This is a genomic window from Streptomyces sp. CB03234 (assembly GCF_001905885.1).
In the GTDB taxonomy this organism is placed as follows: Bacteria; Actinomycetota; Actinomycetes; order Streptomycetales; family Streptomycetaceae; genus Streptomyces.
Window position 1 is genome coordinate 151,183 of sequence record NZ_LIYH01000001.1, and the last position, 16,046, is coordinate 167,228.

The following is a 16,046-nucleotide window of genomic DNA, read 5'->3' on the forward strand; positions in this document are numbered from 1 at the left end:
GGAGGACCCGTTCCATGCGCCGTCGCCGTACCGCCGCTCTCGCCGCCGCCACCGCAGTGCTCGCCCTCACCGGAGCGGTCGGCTGCGCCGCCCTGGACAAGGCGATGGACTGCGTCCAGGCCGCCGACTCCATCGCCACCAGCGTCGACAAGCTGAACCAGGCCGTCTCCTCCGCGAGCAACGACCCCACCCAGCTCAACGAGTCCCTCGACGCGATCGACAAGGAGCTCGACAGCCTCAAGGACAAGACGGACAACGCCGACCTGTCCAAGGCCGTCGACGACCTCAGCAAGGGCGTCGACAGCGTCCGCACCGCCGTCCAGAACGGCGACACCACCCCCGACATCAAGCCCGTCACGGACGCCGCCACCGAGATCGGCAAGGTCTGCACGCCGTAAGGCCCGTAGATACTGGGAGCATGACCCGCCTGATCCTCGCCACCCGCAACGCCGGGAAGATCACCGAACTGCACGCGATCCTCGCCGACGCAGGGCTCGACCACGAACTCGTCGGCGCGGACGCCTACCCCGAGATCCCCGACGTCAAGGAGACCGGCGTCACCTTCGCCGAGAACGCCCTCCTCAAGGCCCACGCCCTCGCCCAGGCCACCGGCCTGCCCGCCATCGCCGACGACTCCGGCCTCTGCGTCGACGTCCTCGGCGGCGCGCCCGGCATCTTCTCGGCGCGCTGGGCGGGCCGGCACGGCGACGACCAGGCGAACCTGGAGCTGCTCCTCGCCCAGCTCGCCGACATCGCCCCCGGACACCGCGCCGCCCACTTCGCCTGCGCCGCCGCCCTCGCCCTCCCCGACGGCACCGAACGCGTCGTCGAAGGCCGCCTCCGCGGCACCCTCCGCCACACCCCGTCCGGCACCGGCGGCTTCGGCTACGACCCGATCCTCCAGCCGGACGGCGACACCCGCACGTGCGCGGAGCTGACGCCGGCGGAGAAGAACGCCATCAGCCACCGCGGCCAGGCCTTCCGCGCGCTCGTGCCGGTGATCCGGGAGCTGGTCGGCTGACGCCCTCTGTACGACGACGGGCGCGACACCTGATCGGTGTCGCGCCCGTCGCGTGTGGGCCCGGTGGGACTCGAACCCACGACACACCGGACCTAAACCGGCGCCCTCTTGGCCAGCTGGGGTACGGACCCGCGATGGCTACTGTACTGGGCGCTGGTCGGCGCTTGTGAGTCGAGATCGGTTCGAGAAGGTCCTCGTCTGACTATGACAGGACGGGCACAGGTATCGAAGATTCTCGCGGCGGTTGTCCCAGCGGTCGCCGTTGATGTGGTCGATCTCCAGGACGAGCCGCTTGCCCTGCCAGACGTCTCCGGTGCCGCATGCCACGCAGACGCGCGGAACGTCCAGGTCATCGAGCGCTCGGCGCAGCATCGCCGTTTTTGTGCGGCGTGTGCCGCCGCTGCCACGCACGAGGACCTCCTCCGGGGTCTTGCGCGTAGGGGACCTCTGCCCCGCCTGATGCCCCTGGCCCATGAAGTGGTCCGTCGACAGACCGTACTCCGCGATGCTGCGCTGCAACCGGACTCGCGCCGCGCCGCTGTTGCAATGCCCCAGGCTGCGCAGTACGCCCGCCAGGCTGTACGACTTCGCGACTGCGTCGGCGAGTTGCTCACGTGGGAACAGACCGTCGCCTGAGCGTCTGATGAAGTGTGAGGTGTCGATGCCGTACTGGTCGAGCTTCTTCCTGACATGGCCGTACGGGCTGTCGCTCGGCGGATAGCCGAGGTACTCGATCACGCCCCGGATGCTGTCGGAGTGGGCCGCAGCCTCTTCGAGCACCGCTTTCGAGTAGGTGCGTTTCGCCCGCTTGGGCAACGGTTCATCGACAAAGTGCGAGGTGTCTATGCCGTAGTGCTCCAGCCGGTAGTGCAGGTAACGCCGTGCGATGCTGCCGAGTGGGGCCTCCAGGCGTCGCATCAGGTCGACCATGCTCGAGGAGACGGCGGCTGTACGAACCAATAGGTCGCGCGGGTAGCGTGCCCGGCTCATGTCGTGGTCCTCCGCCTGCGGCCGCGGTAAGTGTCCGTCACCGCATGGCAGTTCGGGCACAGGAGGCGCAGGTTCTCCGGGCGATTGTCCCACCAGTCGCCGTTGACGTGATCGACTTCGAGTCGGAGCGGCTTGTCGTTCCAGACAGGTCCCGTCCCGCACATGGCGCACCTCTCCGGTACGCCGATGCGAAGCAGCTCGCGCCGCAGCCGAATGCCGGGGGTCCTGCCGTCCTCTCGCGATCGCAGGACCAGAACTGGGCCTTTGGCCGCCGGCGACCGCCGCGGTCGACCCTCCTGGAAATGCGACGTGTCGATCCCCAGCGCCGCGATCCGGCGGCTGATGTGTGCATGGTTTCCTCCCACCGGGTTGAGGGCCAGGAGGCACAGCACCTCCTTGATGCTCGTGGCGGCAGCGACCGCCTCCCTGAGGCGCTCCTCCGTGTGGCGCACCCACCACTGTGCTGCGAAGTGCGACGTGTCGACGCCCGCCTCCGCCATCTTCCGGCGGAGATAGCGCCTGCTCCCCGGCGTCGGTGTGCCGCCGCACCAATGGACGGCCTCGTCCCAGTTGTCCGTCTCCTGCGCCGCTTCGACGAGCAGCTCCCGGGTGTATCTGACCGGCATCCTGTGTTCACTCCGTCCCGGCCGCGCGTTCGCGGCCTCGTACGGAGTAACGAACCGTTTATCGGACGGTCACGTGCGATAAACGGAACGCCGCTTGCCTCTTACGTCAGAACTTCGGTTCCGGCGCCCCGGAGCGGGCCAGTTCCGCCGCCTCCTCCTTGGTGCAGACCGACGGTGGGGAGCCCGCGAGGGGCTGACGGGCCGTCTCCTTCATGCAGGCGACCGCGATGACGCCCACCAGGGCCGCCGCCATGGCGTAGTAGGCCGGCATCAGGTTGCTGCCGGTGAGGCTGATCAGGGCGGTGATGACCAGGGGAGTGGTCCCGCCGAAGAGGGAGGTGGAGAGGTTGTAGCCCACCGACAGCGAGCCGTAGCGCACATGGGTGGGGAAGAGCGCCGGGAGGGCCGCCGACATGGTGCCCAGGAGGCAGACCAGCGACAGGCCCAGCATCAGCATGCCCGCCGTGATGGCGAGGACGCCGCCGAGGCCGATCAGGAGGAACGCCGGCGCCGACAGGACCAGGAAGCCCAGCATGCCCGCCATCAGCAGTGGCTTGCGGCCGAAGCGGTCGCTGAGGCGGCCCACCTGGTTGATGATCAGCATCAGGAAGGCCATGACCGCGAGCAGGATCAGCAGCCCGTGCGTCGCGCTGTAGCCGAGCTCGTCGGAGAGGTACGTCGGCATGTACGACAGCAGCATGTAGTCGGTGATGTTGTACGCGCCGACGAGCGCGACGCACAGGATCAGCGTCGGCCAGTACTGCCGGAAGATCTTCGCGAGGTCGCCCTTCGCCGAGGTCTCCACCGGGTCGGCCGCCTCGGACGCGGACACGCTCTCCGCCTCCAGCTTCTGGAAGGCCGGCGTCTCGTCCAGCTTCAGCCGCAGGTAGAGCCCGACCAGGCCCAGTGGGCCCGCCACCAGGAACGGGATGCGCCAGCCCCACGCCTCCATGGACGCGTCGCCCAGGGCCGCGGTCAGCACCGTCACCAGGCCGGCCGCGCCGACGTACCCGGCCAGCGTGCCGAACTCCAGGAAGCTGCCGAAGAACCCGCGCCGCTTGTCGGGGGCGTACTCGGCGATGAACGTCGACGCGCCGCCGTACTCACCGCCCGTCGAGAAGCCCTGCACCAGCCGGAACAGGATCAGCAGCACCGGCGCCCAGAAGCCGATCGACGCGTACGAGGGGATCAGCCCCATCGCGAACGTCCCGACCGCCATCATGATCATCGTCAGCGCGAGGACCTTCTTGCGGCCGATCCGGTCGCCCATCGGGCCGAAGACCATGCCGCCCAGCGGCCGGATCAGGAAGGCGACGGCGAAGGTCGCGAAGGAGGACAGGAGCTGCGCCGTTTCGTTCCCGGACGGGAAGAAGACATGGCCGATGGTGACGGCCAGGTAGCTGTAGACGCCGAAGTCGAACCACTCCATGGCGTTGCCGAGGGAGGCCGCCTTCACGGCCCGCTTGACCGCCGCCTGGTCGGTGACGGTGATGTCGGACCGCCGGAGCTTGGGGTTCTTCCGCTGCTGGATGGTGCGGAACAGGATGCGGTGGCGCCTGATCGCCGCTGGATCGGCCGTGGCCGCCATGAGCAGGGTTCCCTTCCTGGACTTCGGGATCAATCCAAGGGGAACACCTGCTCGGGCGTAGCTTTCGCAAACCAAAGTCCCGGATGAGTGGGACTTCCGTCACAGGACCGCAGGGCCTCCGTCAGATACCGAGGTCCTTGATGATCTTGGCTACGTGGCCGGTCGCCTTCACGTTGTACAGCGCCCGCTCGACCTTGCCGTCCTCGTCCACGACGACCGTCGAGCGGATCACGCCCGTCACGGTCTTCCCGTACAGCTTCTTCTCGCCGAAGGCGCCGTACGCGGCCAGCGTCTCCTTGGACGGGTCGCCGACCAGCGTGACCTTCAGGTCCTCCTTCTCGCGGAACTTCGCCAGCTTCTCCGGCTTGTCGGGGGAGACGCCGATCACGTCGTAGCCGGCGCCCGCGAGCACGTCGAGGTTGTCGGTGAAGTCGCACGCCTGCTTGGTGCAGCCGGGCGTCAGCGCGGCCGGGTAGAAGTAGACGATGACCTTGCGGCCCCGGTAGTCCGCGAGCGACACGTCCTTGCCGTCCGCGTCGGGCAGGGTGAAGGCGGGGGCGGTGTCGCCGGGCTGCAGTCGCTCGCTCATGATCTCTCTCCTGGGCTCGGTCGGATGCGTTCAGAGCCTAATGGGGGTCTGGCACAGTCACCGGGCCGCTGAGCTGACAGACTGTCCACCACGGATTTGGACGGACCTACGGAGGCAGCGCGGTGCCGGAAGCCAGGACCCCTGCGCAGATCGAGGCGGACATCGTCCGCCGACGCGAGCAGCTCGCCGTCACTCTCGACGAGATCGGCGTACGCATGCACCCGAAGACGATCATCGGGGACGCGAAGGCCAAGGTGGCGTCGACGGTCGACCGGACCGCGGGGCGCGCCTTCGTCACCGTGAACCGCGTCGTCACCGATGTGAAGGGACAGTTCGTCTCGGAGGACGGCGCCCCACGGCTGGAGCGGGTCGTACCGGCGGCGTTGCTCGTCGTCGGCGTGGTCGGGCTGCTCGCCGTGACCGCCCGGAAGCGCAAGGGCTGACCCGGGCCATGACCCTCTGGCGTGCGGGACGCGGCGGGACAGGTAGGTTCGTGGCGTGAGCGAGAACACCCACGACAAGCTGCCCATCCGGATGCTGCACGACCGGGTGCTGGTCCGTACCGACACGCCCGAGGGCGAGAGGCGTTCGGGCGGCGGCATCCTGATCCCGGCGACCGCCGCCGTCGGCCGCCGGCTCGCCTGGGCCGAGGTGGTCGCGGTCGGTCAGAACGTGCGGACCGTGGAGACCGGTGACCGGGTGCTGTACGACCCCGAGGACCGCGCCGAGGTAGAGGTGCGGGGCGTGGCGTACGTCCTGATGCGGGAGCGCGACCTGCACGCGGTCGCGGCGGACCGTTTCGGGGGTTCCGAGGACTCGACCGGGCTGTACCTGTAGGAACGCGTACCCGAGAAGGCCTGGTGGCGGACGTCACCAGGCCTTTGCGCATGCCCTTTGCTAGCGTGGAGGGACCCCGACGAGACGCGCCGTACCGGGTCACGCAAAGACGACGCACCCCGTTGTTCGTACGTTCTCGCGTCTCGGAGGTGCCGTCATGGCCTGGGTTCTGTTGATCGTCGCCGGTCTGCTGGAGGTGGGCTGGTCGATCGGGATGAAGTTCACGGACGGCTTCACCCGGCTGTGGCCCAGCCTGCTCACCGGGGTCGGGATCGTCGCCAGCATGGCCCTGCTGTCGCAGGCCGCGAAGACCCTGCCCATCGGTACCGCGTACGGCGTCTGGGTCGGCATCGGCGCGGCCGGCGCGGCGGTGGTCGGCATGGTGCTGCTCGGCGAACCGGCGACCGCCGCGCGGATCTTCTTCGTGTGCCTGCTGCTGGTCGCGGTGGTGGGCCTGAAGGCCACGTCGGGGCACTAGCCGGGCCGGCGGCGGGGTCAGCGCGGGCCTTGGTCAGCGCGGGCCCTGGTCGAGCGGTCGCAGGAAGCGACGTTCGTACCGGCGGATGCATCCGGTCCGGCGGGCCAGGTCGATCGCCTCCTGGCACTCGGGGTCATGTGCGCTGTCGGCGCGGTACCGCTCGTATGCCGCGAGGCCGGGGAAGGAGAAGAGGGCGTACGCGATGTCGCTGTCGCCCTCGCTGGGCAGGAAGTAGCCGTGGTGGGTCCCGCCGAACCGGTTGACGAGGGTGATCCAACGGCGGCCGTACTCCTCGAAGTCCTCGATGCGGTCGGGGTCGATCTCGTACTTCAGATGAACGGTGATCATGCGACGACATGATGCCTGACTGGCTGCCGGCGGCGAGCGGGGGAGCGGCCGCGCCCGCTTGCCGCCCCGCTGCCTACCGCCCCCCGGCCCTCGCGGGCCTACCGGCCCGGGGCCGCGGGGGCCGGTGCCGGTGTCGGGGGCGGGGTGGCGGCCGTGCCCGGGGGCGTGCCGGTCCGGGCGGGGGCCTGCGTACCGGAGGTGGGCCCGCCGGTTCCTTGCGCCCTGCCGGGCCCGCGGCCAGGGGCCCGGTACCCGTCGTACCCGTCGTACCCGTCGTACCCCTCCCGGCCACGGCCCGCTCCCGTGCCCGCCTCCTCCCAGCCGCCCGGGTCCTCGGGGTCCCACGAACCCGAGGGGTCCGGTTCCTCCAACTCCTCCTCCGCGCCCTCGGCCAGCACCAGGTCGAAGTCCCGCGCCGTGCTGCCCGCCAGCGCCGCCCGCGTGTACTCGCCCCAGATCGACGCCGGTGCGCCGCCCCCGTTCATGCGCTCCAGCCCCAGCGCCCCGTACAGGGGTTTCTGCGCTCCGGTGTCCGGGTCCTGGCCCATCACCGTGATGACGGTCGCGAGGTCCGGGGTGTAGCCGGCGAACCAGGCCGCCTTGTCGTGCTCCGCCGTCCCGGTCTTGCCGGCGGCGGGGCGCCCGGCGGCCTGCGCGGCGGTGCCGGTGCCGCCCTCGATGACGCTGCGGAGCATGGCCGTCGTCGTGTCGGCGGCCTCCCGGCTGATCACCTGCTTGGTCTGCGATGAGGGCAGGGGAAGCTCGGTGCCGTCCTTCTCGACCTTCTCCACCAGCGCGTACGTGGCGTGCTTGCCGTGGTTGGCGAGCGTCGCGTACGCCTGCGCCATGTCGAGCACGCTCGCGGTGGCGGGGCCGAGCGCGATGGAGGGGGAGGGGTTGAGGTCGGGGGTGTCGGCGGGCAGGCCCAGGTCGATGGCGGTCTGTTCCACCTTGGCCGGGCCGACGTCCACGGCGAGCTGTGCGTAGACGGCGTTGACGGACTTGTCGGTGGCGGTACGGACGGTGATGGGGCCGTAGTCCACGTCGTCCTCGTTGGCGGGGGCGTACGGGTGGCCGCCCCAGCCCTGCACCCGGCGCTTGTTGGTGCCGTCGTAGCGGGTGTTGGGCGTGATGCGCTCCCCGTCCTGGGTGACGGCGGCGTTGTCGACGGCGGCGGCGAACACGAACGGCTTGAAGGTGGAGCCGACCTGGTAGTCGCGGCGGGTCGCGTTGTTGACGAACTGGCGGGTGTAGTCGACGCCGCCGTACATGGCGACCACCTTGCCGGTGGCCGGGTCGATGGACACGCCGCCGACCCGTACGTAACGGTCCGTCTGGTTGGCGTCGTTCAGCTGCGACATGACCTGGTCGTCGACGGCCTGGACGAGGGACTCCTGCTTGTGCTGCTCCAGGGTGGTGGTGATGCGGAAGCCGCCCTGGGCGAGGGTCTTCTTGTCGATGACGTCGTGGTCGGTGAGGTAGTCCTCGACGGCCTGGACGATGTAGCCGCGCTGGCCGGACAGGCCGGTGGTGGCGGTGGCCTCCTCCGGGTCGGGGAAGGTGGTGGCGGCGCGGGCGGCGGGGCTGAGCCACTTCTCCTTGACCATGGCGTCCAGTACGTAGTTCCAGCGCCCGATCGCCTTGGTGCGCATCTCGGGGCGGCCGTCGACGTCGTAGGCGCTGGGGGCGTTGAGGAGCACGGCGAGGTAGGCGCCTTGGGCCGTCGTCAGGTCCTGGGCGTCCTTGCCGTAGTAGGCGCGGGCGGCGGCCTGGATTCCGTAGGCGTTGCGGCCGTAGAAGCTGGTGTTGAGGTAGCCCTCGAAGATGGCGTCCTTGGATTTCTCCCGGTCGAGTCTGATGGAGATGAAGAACTCCTTCACCTTCCGTACGAGGGTCCGTTCCTGGCCGAGGTAGTAGTTCTTGACGTACTGCTGGGTGATGGTGGAGCCGCCCTGGGTGCCCTTGCCGGTGAGGGTGTTCCAGGCGGCGCGGAGCATCGCCTCCGGGTCGACGCCCGGCTGGGAGTAGAAGTCGCGGTCCTCGGCGGCGAGGACGGCGTGCCGGACGGGGAGGGGGACCTGGGAGAGCCGTACGTTCTCGCGGTTGACGTCACCCTTCTGGGCGAGTGGCGTGCCGTCGCGGTACAGGTACACGTTGGACTGGGCCGTGGCGGCGGCGTTGGCGGGCGGGATGTCGACGAGGTGGTAGCCGGCGAAGAAGCCGCCGATGAGGAGCAGGGCGGTGAAGAGGAACGCGCCGAGGACCATGCGCCAGGTCGGGAGCAGGCGCCGCCAGCCGGTGCGCCTCTTCCGCTCGGTGGGGCGGGCTGGGGTGACCGGGGTCTTGGGTGTTGGCCCTTCGACGGTCGGGTCGCGGGGCTCCCAGCCTGGCTGCGGTGGCTCGTCGCTCATGGTCTCCGGCCTTTTTCGTAGCGTATGTCCTGTTTGTGTATTCCTCTCATAGTGCACGGCGCACCCGCTCAACCCCGGCAACGGCAGCCGTAAACCGGTGGCGGGCGTGGGACGGGAAGGGCTAGGCTCCTCGGCTTTGGTGCCTGCCGGGCACTGGGCGGCGCCGGGCACCGGGTGCCGGAGGGAGGAGCGCGGGTATGCGGCTGTACGCGGCCGTGGCGGCGGGTGGGTTCCGGCGCTATGCGACGTACCGGGTGGCGACCGCCGCCGGGGTGTTCACCAACACCGTCTTCGGTTTCATCCTGGCGTACACCTACATAGCGCTGTGGGAGGAGCGCCCGAACCTCGGTGGCTACGACATGGCCGAGGCGCTCGCCTATGTGTGGATCGGACAGGCGCTGCTGGCCACGTGCGGGCTGATGGGCAGCGGGTTCGAGGACGAGCTGATGGAGCGCATCAGGACCGGCGACATCGCCGTCGACCTCTACCGCCCGGCCGACCTCCAGTTGTGGTGGCTGTCCGTCGCCCTCGGCCGGTCCGGGTTCCAGCTGCTGGGGCGCGGGGTGGTGCCGATGGCGATCGGGGCGCTCGCCTTCGATCTCGCGCTGCCCGAACACCCGCTGACCTGGCTCGCTTTCCTGGTGTCGGTGGCGCTGGGCGTGCTGGTGAGCTTCTCGGTCTGGTTCCTGGTGGCGCTGAGCGCGTTCTGGCTGATGGACGGGGCGGGGGTGGTGCAGGTGGCATGGCTGTCGGGCATGTTCTTCTCCGGGATGCTGCTGCCGCTGACCGTCTTCCCGGGCGCGCTGGGCGAGGTGGCGCGGCTGCTGCCGTGGGCGTCCCTGCTCCAGGTCCCGGCGGATGTGTTCCTGGAGAAGCGGACCGGATGGGCGCTGATGGAGACGTATGCCTTCCAGGCCGGCTGGGCGGCGGTGCTGCTGGCGGCGGGGCGGGTGGTCCAGGCGGCGGCGACGCGGCGGGTGGTGGTGCAGGGTGGCTGAGGTGGGTGCGGGGCTGCGCGCGTACGGGCTGATCGCCGCGATGTGGGTGCGGTCGACGATGACGTACCGCTTCTCCTTCGCGATGACGCTGCTGTCCAACTTCACGGCCACCGGTTTCGACTTCGTCGTCATCCTGCTGATGTTCAGTCAGGTCGACGGCCTGGGCGGCTTCTCCTTCGCCGAGGTGGCCTTCCTGTACGGCACGACCGGCACCGCCTTCGGGCTGGCCGACCTGGCGCTGGGGCAGGTGCAGCGGCTGGGCCGGCGGGTGCGGGACGGCACGCTGGACACGCTGCTGGTACGGCCGGTGCCGGTGCTGGCACAGGTGGCGGCGGACCGGTTCGCGCTGCGGCGCCTGGGGCGGGTGATCCAGGGGCTGATCGTGCTGGTCTGGTCGCTGGTGCTGCTGGAGGTGACCTGGACGCCGCTGAGGGTGGCGCTGGTGCCGCTGATGGTGGTGAGCGGGTGGGCGATCTTCTCGGCGGTGATGGTGGTGGGCGCGGCGTTCCAGTTCTTCGCACAGGACGGCTCGGAGGTCGCCAACGCGTTCACCTACGGCGGGAACACCCTGCTCCAGTACCCGCCGGTGATCTTCGCGCAGGATCTGGTGCGCGGGGTGGTGTACGTGGTGCCGCTCGCGTTCGTGAACTGGGTCCCGGCGCTGCATGTGCTGGGGCGGGAGGCGCCGGCGGGGCTGCCGGGGTGGGCGGTGTTCGCGTCGCCGCTGGTCGCGGTGGTGTTCTGGGTGGCGGCGGGGCTGGCGTGGCGGGTGGGGATTCGTTCGTACCGGAGCACGGGGAGTTGAGCACGCACATGGAGGGCTTCATCGAACTCGACGGCGTCGAGAAGGTCTTCGACGTACGCCGCAAAGCGGGCCGCTTCCGGCGCGAGAGGCACCAGGTTAGGGCGGTCGACGGGATCAGCTTCCGCGTGCCGCGCGGCGAGATGGTCGGCTACATCGGGCCGAACGGCGCGGGCAAGTCGACCACGATCAAGATGCTGACGGGCATCCTCACCCCCAGCGGCGGCCGGCTGCGGGTCGCCGGCATCGACCCGTCGCGGGAGCGGACCCGGCTGGCCCGGCGCATAGGGGTGGTGTTCGGGCAGCGTACGACGCTGTGGTGGGACCTCCCGCTGCGCGACTCGTACCGCCTGGTCCACCGCATGTACCGGATCCCTGACGTCCGCTTCCGCGAGAACCTGGAGCGGTGCGTCGAGCTGCTCGACCTGGCCGAGCTGCTGGAGGTGCCGGTCCGTCAGCTGTCGCTGGGCCAGCGCATGCGCGGCGACATCGCGGCGGCGCTGCTGCACGACCCGGAGATCCTCTACCTCGACGAGCCGACGATCGGCCTGGACGTCATCTCCAAGGCGAAGGTGCGGGACTTCCTCCGCGACCTGAACGCCGAGCGCGGCACGACGGTGCTCCTCACCACGCACGACCTGACCGACATCGAGCAGCTGTGCAAGCGCGTGATGGTCATCGACCACGGGCGGCTGATGTACGACGGGCCGCTCGGCGGCCTGCACGAGGTGGGCGAGAGCGAGCGGACGCTGGTGGTGGACCTGGAGCGGGAGCTGCCGCCGATCGCCGCGGACGGCGCCCGGGTGGTGAAGGTGGACGGGCCGCGGCAGTGGCTGGCGTTCCCGGCGGCCCGGTCGGCGGCGCCGCTGGTGGCGCGGATCGCGGCGGAGTACCCGCTGGTGGACCTGTCGGTGCGGGAGCCGGACATCGAGACGGTGATCGCCAAGATGTACGCCGAACGATCAACGCACCTCTGACGGTACCCCGCATTAGGCTGTTCGTATGACGAGCGAACTGCCCGAGATGCGGGCCTCGGACGCCGACCGCGAGCGCATAGCGGAGCGGCTGCGGGACGCGGTCGCGGAGGGCCGCCTCGACATGGCGGAGTTCGAGGAGCGCCTCGACCTGGCGTACAGGGCGCGTACGCACGGCGAGTTGCTCCCGCTCGTACGCGACCTGCCGTCGCCCACGGCCCCGGCTGCCGTCGGGGACCCCGACTGGCCCGCCCGTATCGGCAAGCCGGCCACCTCCAAGGGTGCCTTCGCCTTCTGGGGCGGCTTCGGGCGGCGCGGCAAGTGGAGCGTCGCGCGCACCTTCACGGCGGCCGTCCTCCAGGCCGGCGGCGACATCGACCTGCGGGAGGCGGACTTCGAGGACCGGGAGGTCGTCATCCGCTGCTTCGCCGTCATGGGCGGCATCCAGGTGGTCGTCCCGCCCGAGCTGCACGTCGAGGTCACCGGCTTCGGCTTCATGGGCGGCTTCGACGACCGGGGCGCGGGGGAGGGCACACCGGGGTCGCCGCGCGTGCGGATCACCGGGTTCGCGCTGATGGGCGGCGTGGACGTCAAGCGCAAGGAGCGGAAGGCGGCCCGTAAGCGGCTGCGGAAGTGACCTTCCTGGGTTCGCGGGGAACTCGCCGTGCGTCTGAGGAGTACCTGAGATAGGGACATAGGTACGCATGCGCGCGGACGGGTGGAGCCGGATGAACCATACGAAGACCCCGCTGGTCGCCTTCTCGTACACGGCAGCGGACGAGGAGAAGCGCCGGGGCGTGCGCCGGATGAAGCTCATGGCGACCGCCCTGCTGGGCCTGGTCGCCCTGATCTACGTCCTCGCCACCTGGGCCCGGAACGCCGGCGTGACCGGCTGGCCCGGCTACGTCGCGGCCGCCGCCGAGGCGGGCATGGTGGGCGCGCTGGCGGACTGGTTCGCGGTGACGGCGCTGTTCCGGCGCCCCATGGGGCTGCCGATCCCGCACACGGCGATCATCCCGACCAAGAAGGACCAGCTGGGCGCCTCGCTCGGCTCCTTCGTCGGCGAGAACTTCCTCTCCGAGGGCGTCGTACGCGCCCGGCTCCACGCCCTCAGCATCGGCGGCCGCCTCGGCGCCTGGCTCGCCGAACCCGCGCACGCCGACCGCGTGACCGCCGAGCTGTCGACGGCGCTGCGCGGCGCGCTGACCGTGCTGCGGGACGCCGACGTCCAGGCGGTGGTGGGCGAGGCGATCACGCGGCGGGCGGAGGCGGCGGAGATCGCGCCCGGGGTGGGCAAGACCCTGGAGAAGATCGTCGCCGACGGGGCGCACCACGGGGCGGTCGACCTGGTCTGCACCCGCGCCCACGACTGGCTGATCCTGCACGCCGACTCGATCATGGACGCGGTCCAGGGCGGCGCCCCCGGCTGGACGCCCCGCTTCGTGGACCGCAAGGTCGGCGAGCGCGTCTACAAGGAGCTGCTGCGGTTCGTCACCGAGATGCGCGACATGCCCGCCCACCCGGCGCGCGGCGCGCTCGACCGGTTCCTGACCGACTTCGCGGCCGACCTCCAGGGCGACACGGAGACCCGCGCCCGGGTGGAGCGCCTCAAGTCGGAGCTGGTGGCCCGGCCGGAGGTGCAGGACATCATCGCCTCCGCCTGGTCCTCCGTACGCGCCATGATCATCTCGGCGGCCGAGGACGAGCGCAGCGAGCTCCGCCTGCGTGCCCGGGCCTCCCTCATCTCGCTCGGCACCCGGCTGGCCACCGACGGCCGCCTCCAGGCGAAGGTCGAGGGCTGGGTGGAGGACGCGGCGGTGTACGTCGTCACGACGTACCGCGCCGAGATCACCTCGCTGATCAGCGACACGGTCGCGAGCTGGGACGCGGACCAGACGTCGAAGAAGATCGAGGCCCACATCGGCCGGGACCTGCAGTTCATCCGCATCAACGGCACGGTGGTCGGCGCGCTGGCGGGCCTGCTGATCTACACCCTCTCGCACGCGCTGGGCGGCTGAACCTCCCTGGCGGGCGTCGCCGGGCGGGGGACCGGCCCCTGCCCGACCGGTCACCCGCCCAGCCACTGTGGGGAGGTGCTGTCTTATACGTACGCCACCGTGCGGGTGTTCAACCGCTCTTACGGCTGACCGCCCACGACGCCACGGCCATGCCCCCGGCCACCGAGAACACCGCCGGCCACGCCCCCACCTTCTTGGCCAGCGGATGCGACCCGGCGAACGCCGCGACGTACGCCGCGGTCAGCCCCGCCGCGGCCTTCCCCCCACTGCGCCGCTTCCACTCCCGCGCCGCCACGGCCCCCGCCGCCGCCAACGCCACCCCACCGAGCGGCCGCTTCTTCGTCCACCGCGCCACGGCATACCCCCCGACGAGCCCACCCGCCGCCACCGCCGCCACCGGAACCCTCGCCATACCTGCTGCCCTGCCTTCCGTCCGGCCGTACATCCGTACGACGCTCGCTCATGCCCTGGCTCGAGGCTAACGCGGCGGGCGGGGGCGGTTGCGACGGGTGCGTACGCCGACGAGGACGCAGAGCCCCAGGGCGACGGCGGCCACGACCCAGAACAGGGACTGGTCGGAAAGGTCCCGGTACACGTCGTCGGGCAGCAGCAGCCCCAGCCCGATGGGGACGACGAGCCCTGCGGTGACGCCGCTCAGACAGACGATGAGCATCCAGCGCAGAGTGCGGGACTGGGACGAGTTCATCGGCCCTTCAGCCATGGGACCTCTCCACTCACTTGGTGATGTAGTGACACTGGGAGGCGCGCTTCTTGCCTCCGACGTGGAAGTCCGCGCATGCCTTGCCGTACTGCTTCAACGTGCGCTTGGTCTTGTCGACACGGCCGATGGAGCCGAGCCAGTCGCACCGGTTGTGGGTGCGACCCTTGCTGATCTTGTAGACCCGGCCGTTGTTGTCCGAGTAACGCCAGTCGATCCGCCAGTTGCACCACTTACCGCCCGCGGTGTCACCGCCGGCCACGTCCTGGACCGAGGCCTCCTGACGGGTGATCTTCTTGCCCTTGCCCTGGATGAAGTGCCCGAGGGTCGTGACCGGCGCACAAACCTCCGCCCCCCTGAAGTCGTGACAGAAGCCGACGACCTTCGCGTACCCCACCGCACTTGCCGCCGCCGGCTTCGCGGCCGTCGCGACCAGACCGGCGGCGGCGAAGAGGACCTGGGCGTACTGGACAACTCGGCGCATCGGGGGCTCCGTTCATCGGTTCGGTGACGCGCCGAAGATCCCCGCACCCCGCCCACCCAATCGCACCGTGACGATCCGACGACAACAAGTAACCGCCAAGTGTGGTGCAGGAGCCTTCCTGCCACCATCACGTAACGGCACAAGGTCCAGGGGATAGCTGCACGCGCTGTAAGGGCACGAACCGCGCATGCCGACCCCCACGCCGCCCCACCACCTCGCAGCCGACCCGCTCGTCGTCGCCCAGGACGGAGTCGCCACCGTGCACCAGCTCATGGACCTGGGCTGCGCGTCCTCCGTGATCGCCGCGCTGTGCCGCCCACCCGGCCCCTGGCGCCGCCTCCTGCCCCGGGTGATCGCACTCCAGACCACCGCGCCGACCCCACGGCAGCGCCTCCGCGGAGCCCTCCTGTACGCCGGCCCCGACGCCCTCCTCACCGGCCCGGCCGCCCTCGCCCGGTACGGCGTGACATCCGTACCGGAGACCCCCAAGGTCGACGTCCTGGTCACCCACCGCGCCGCCCCCCGCGGCCACGCCTACGTCCGCGTACGCCCCACCATCCGCCCCGCCCGCCGCGTCGCGGTCGACGGGCTGGCCTGTGTTCCGCTGCCGCGAGCGGTGATGGACGCGATCCCCTACCTCGACGGCCATGACGCGGTGGCGTCGCTGGTCGCGGAAGTCACCGAGCGAGCTCTCTGCTGCCGAGGCGAACTCGTCGCCGAGGCCAAGGCCGCGCAACTCACCAGCGAACCAGGCATCCTGACGGTTCTGTGAGGCGCCACCGGCCACTGAGCCCACCGCTCACCCTCACTGGTCGGCTAAATCCCGTCCGGCTTAGCGACAATGGGTGACGTTCAGGCGGCGGTGGACCGCTGGTTCTCCTGGGCCCGCCTTGTCGCCCGGCCGCCCCCAGGAGGTGCCCTCCCAGTGAAGCGGAAGCCATGACGACAAAGCCCGGAAGCGCAAGACTGCTTGCCGTCACCTTGCTCCGGTCAGTCACACGTAGCTCCTGCAGCACGCTTTACCTGTGCTGTACGCTTCTGGGCAGCGCAGGCGCTGGTCGTGTGCAAACGCGGACGTCACATGCCGCCACGAACAGGAGTGCAAAGTGGAATCGGCGGGGGGCCGCACACCATTAGGCAGGACGCTGCTGTGCACAGACAACC

The 16,046-nt window shown here is 70.4% G+C and carries 20 protein-coding genes, 1 tRNA gene and 1 riboswitch; of the genes, 11 read left to right on the forward strand and 10 right to left on the reverse strand.

Annotated features, from left to right (window positions below; genetic code table 11):
• Window positions 1-14: 14 nt before the first annotated feature.
• Together AMK26_RS00675 and rdgB are read left to right on the forward strand one after the other, a co-directional pair.
• A complete protein-coding gene (locus AMK26_RS00675; RefSeq protein WP_073750692.1) occupies window positions 15-398 on the forward strand; it encodes a hypothetical protein in 384 nt (127 codons plus the stop codon).
• A gap of 20 nt (window positions 399-418) precedes the next feature.
• Window positions 419-1,021, forward strand: a complete 603-nt coding sequence (rdgB, locus tag AMK26_RS00680) for an RdgB/HAM1 family non-canonical purine NTP pyrophosphatase (protein WP_073750694.1) — start codon at window positions 419-421, stop codon at window positions 1,019-1,021.
• A gap of 55 nt (window positions 1,022-1,076) precedes the next feature.
• Here the strand turns inward: rdgB and AMK26_RS00685 are convergent.
• The 5 genes from AMK26_RS00685 to bcp all read right to left on the reverse strand — a co-directional run bounded on the left by AMK26_RS00685 (window position 1,077) and on the right by bcp (window position 4,814).
• A tRNA-Leu gene (locus tag AMK26_RS00685) sits at window positions 1,077-1,152 on the reverse strand.
• Window positions 1,153-1,159: 7 nt separating this feature from the next.
• Window positions 1,160-2,011 carry an HNH endonuclease signature motif containing protein gene (locus AMK26_RS00690; protein ID WP_073750696.1) on the reverse strand — a complete coding sequence of 284 codons (852 nt, stop codon included), beginning with the start codon at window positions 2,009-2,011 and terminating at the stop codon, window positions 1,160-1,162.
• Window positions 2,008-2,637 carry an HNH endonuclease signature motif containing protein gene (locus AMK26_RS00695; RefSeq protein WP_073750698.1) on the reverse strand — a complete coding sequence of 210 codons (630 nt, stop codon included), beginning with the start codon at window positions 2,635-2,637 and terminating at the stop codon, window positions 2,008-2,010. Before AMK26_RS00695 ends, AMK26_RS00690 begins: the two co-directional genes overlap by 4 nt.
• 106 nt (window positions 2,638-2,743) lie before the next feature.
• Window positions 2,744-4,225, reverse strand: a complete 1,482-nt coding sequence (proP, locus tag AMK26_RS00700; protein ID WP_073750700.1) for a glycine betaine/L-proline transporter ProP — start codon at window positions 4,223-4,225, stop codon at window positions 2,744-2,746.
• A gap of 121 nt (window positions 4,226-4,346) precedes the next feature.
• Window positions 4,347-4,814, reverse strand: a complete 468-nt coding sequence (bcp, locus tag AMK26_RS00705) for a thioredoxin-dependent thiol peroxidase (RefSeq protein WP_073750702.1) — start codon at window positions 4,812-4,814, stop codon at window positions 4,347-4,349.
• A 122-nt stretch (window positions 4,815-4,936) separates the two neighbouring features.
• Here bcp and AMK26_RS00710 point away from each other — a divergent pair, with 122 nt between their 5' ends.
• The 3 genes from AMK26_RS00710 (at window position 4,937) to AMK26_RS00720 (ending at window position 6,129) form a co-directional block, all read left to right on the forward strand.
• A complete protein-coding gene (locus AMK26_RS00710; protein WP_073750703.1) occupies window positions 4,937-5,257 on the forward strand; it encodes a DUF3618 domain-containing protein in 321 nt (106 codons plus the stop codon).
• A 55-nt stretch (window positions 5,258-5,312) separates the two neighbouring features.
• Complete coding sequence (locus tag AMK26_RS00715) at window positions 5,313-5,651, forward strand: GroES family chaperonin (protein ID WP_073750705.1); 339 nt, start codon at window positions 5,313-5,315, stop codon at window positions 5,649-5,651.
• Window positions 5,652-5,699: 48 nt separating this feature from the next.
• A riboswitch (guanidine-III (ykkC-III) riboswitch) is annotated at window positions 5,700-5,770 on the forward strand.
• Window positions 5,771-5,808: 38 nt separating this feature from the next.
• Window positions 5,809-6,129, forward strand: coding sequence for a DMT family transporter (locus tag AMK26_RS00720; protein WP_073750707.1), 321 nt, complete (start codon window positions 5,809-5,811; stop codon window positions 6,127-6,129).
• A 33-nt stretch (window positions 6,130-6,162) separates the two neighbouring features.
• On the opposite strand, the gene AMK26_RS00725 is transcribed toward AMK26_RS00720, so the two are convergent.
• Window positions 6,163-6,477 (reverse strand): NIPSNAP family protein, encoded by a 315-nt coding sequence (locus AMK26_RS00725; protein WP_073750709.1) that lies wholly within the window; start codon window positions 6,475-6,477, stop codon window positions 6,163-6,165.
• Between the two features lie 98 nt (window positions 6,478-6,575).
• Window positions 6,576-8,888, reverse strand: a complete 2,313-nt coding sequence (locus AMK26_RS00730; RefSeq protein WP_073750711.1) for a transglycosylase domain-containing protein — start codon at window positions 8,886-8,888, stop codon at window positions 6,576-6,578.
• A gap of 197 nt (window positions 8,889-9,085) precedes the next feature.
• Here AMK26_RS00730 and AMK26_RS00735 point away from each other — a divergent pair, with 197 nt between their 5' ends.
• The 5 genes from AMK26_RS00735 (at window position 9,086) to AMK26_RS00755 (ending at window position 13,680) form a co-directional block, all read left to right on the forward strand.
• Window positions 9,086-9,886, forward strand: a complete 801-nt coding sequence (locus AMK26_RS00735; RefSeq protein ID WP_073750713.1) for an ABC transporter permease — start codon at window positions 9,086-9,088, stop codon at window positions 9,884-9,886.
• 40 nt (window positions 9,887-9,926) lie between these two features.
• Window positions 9,927-10,691 (forward strand): ABC transporter permease, encoded by a 765-nt coding sequence (locus tag AMK26_RS00740; RefSeq protein WP_241837802.1) that lies wholly within the window; start codon window positions 9,927-9,929, stop codon window positions 10,689-10,691.
• 8 nt (window positions 10,692-10,699) lie between these two features.
• Window positions 10,700-11,665, forward strand: coding sequence for an ABC transporter ATP-binding protein (locus AMK26_RS00745; protein WP_073750717.1), 966 nt, complete (start codon window positions 10,700-10,702; stop codon window positions 11,663-11,665).
• Window positions 11,666-11,690: 25 nt separating this feature from the next.
• Complete coding sequence (locus AMK26_RS00750; RefSeq protein WP_073750719.1) at window positions 11,691-12,299, forward strand: DUF1707 SHOCT-like domain-containing protein; 609 nt, start codon at window positions 11,691-11,693, stop codon at window positions 12,297-12,299.
• 91 nt (window positions 12,300-12,390) lie between these two features.
• Window positions 12,391-13,680, forward strand: coding sequence for a DUF445 domain-containing protein (locus tag AMK26_RS00755; RefSeq protein WP_241837757.1), 1,290 nt, complete (start codon window positions 12,391-12,393; stop codon window positions 13,678-13,680).
• A 109-nt stretch (window positions 13,681-13,789) separates the two neighbouring features.
• Here the strand turns inward: AMK26_RS00755 and AMK26_RS00760 are convergent, their stop codons facing one another.
• The 3 genes from AMK26_RS00760 to AMK26_RS00770 all read right to left on the reverse strand — a co-directional run bounded on the left by AMK26_RS00760 (window position 13,790) and on the right by AMK26_RS00770 (window position 14,882).
• Complete coding sequence (locus AMK26_RS00760) at window positions 13,790-14,092, reverse strand: hypothetical protein (protein ID WP_073750723.1); 303 nt, start codon at window positions 14,090-14,092, stop codon at window positions 13,790-13,792.
• 66 nt (window positions 14,093-14,158) lie between these two features.
• A complete protein-coding gene (locus AMK26_RS00765; protein WP_143608414.1) occupies window positions 14,159-14,401 on the reverse strand; it encodes a hypothetical protein in 243 nt (80 codons plus the stop codon).
• Between the two features lie 13 nt (window positions 14,402-14,414).
• Window positions 14,415-14,882: a hypothetical protein gene (locus tag AMK26_RS00770; RefSeq protein ID WP_073750727.1), complete on the reverse strand. Its 468-nt coding sequence runs from the start codon at window positions 14,880-14,882 to the stop codon at window positions 14,415-14,417.
• 187 nt (window positions 14,883-15,069) lie between these two features.
• Between AMK26_RS00770 and AMK26_RS00775 the strand changes: the two genes are divergently transcribed.
• Window positions 15,070-15,654, forward strand: coding sequence for a hypothetical protein (locus AMK26_RS00775; protein WP_073750729.1), 585 nt, complete (start codon window positions 15,070-15,072; stop codon window positions 15,652-15,654).
• Window positions 15,655-16,046: the final 392 nt, after the last annotated feature.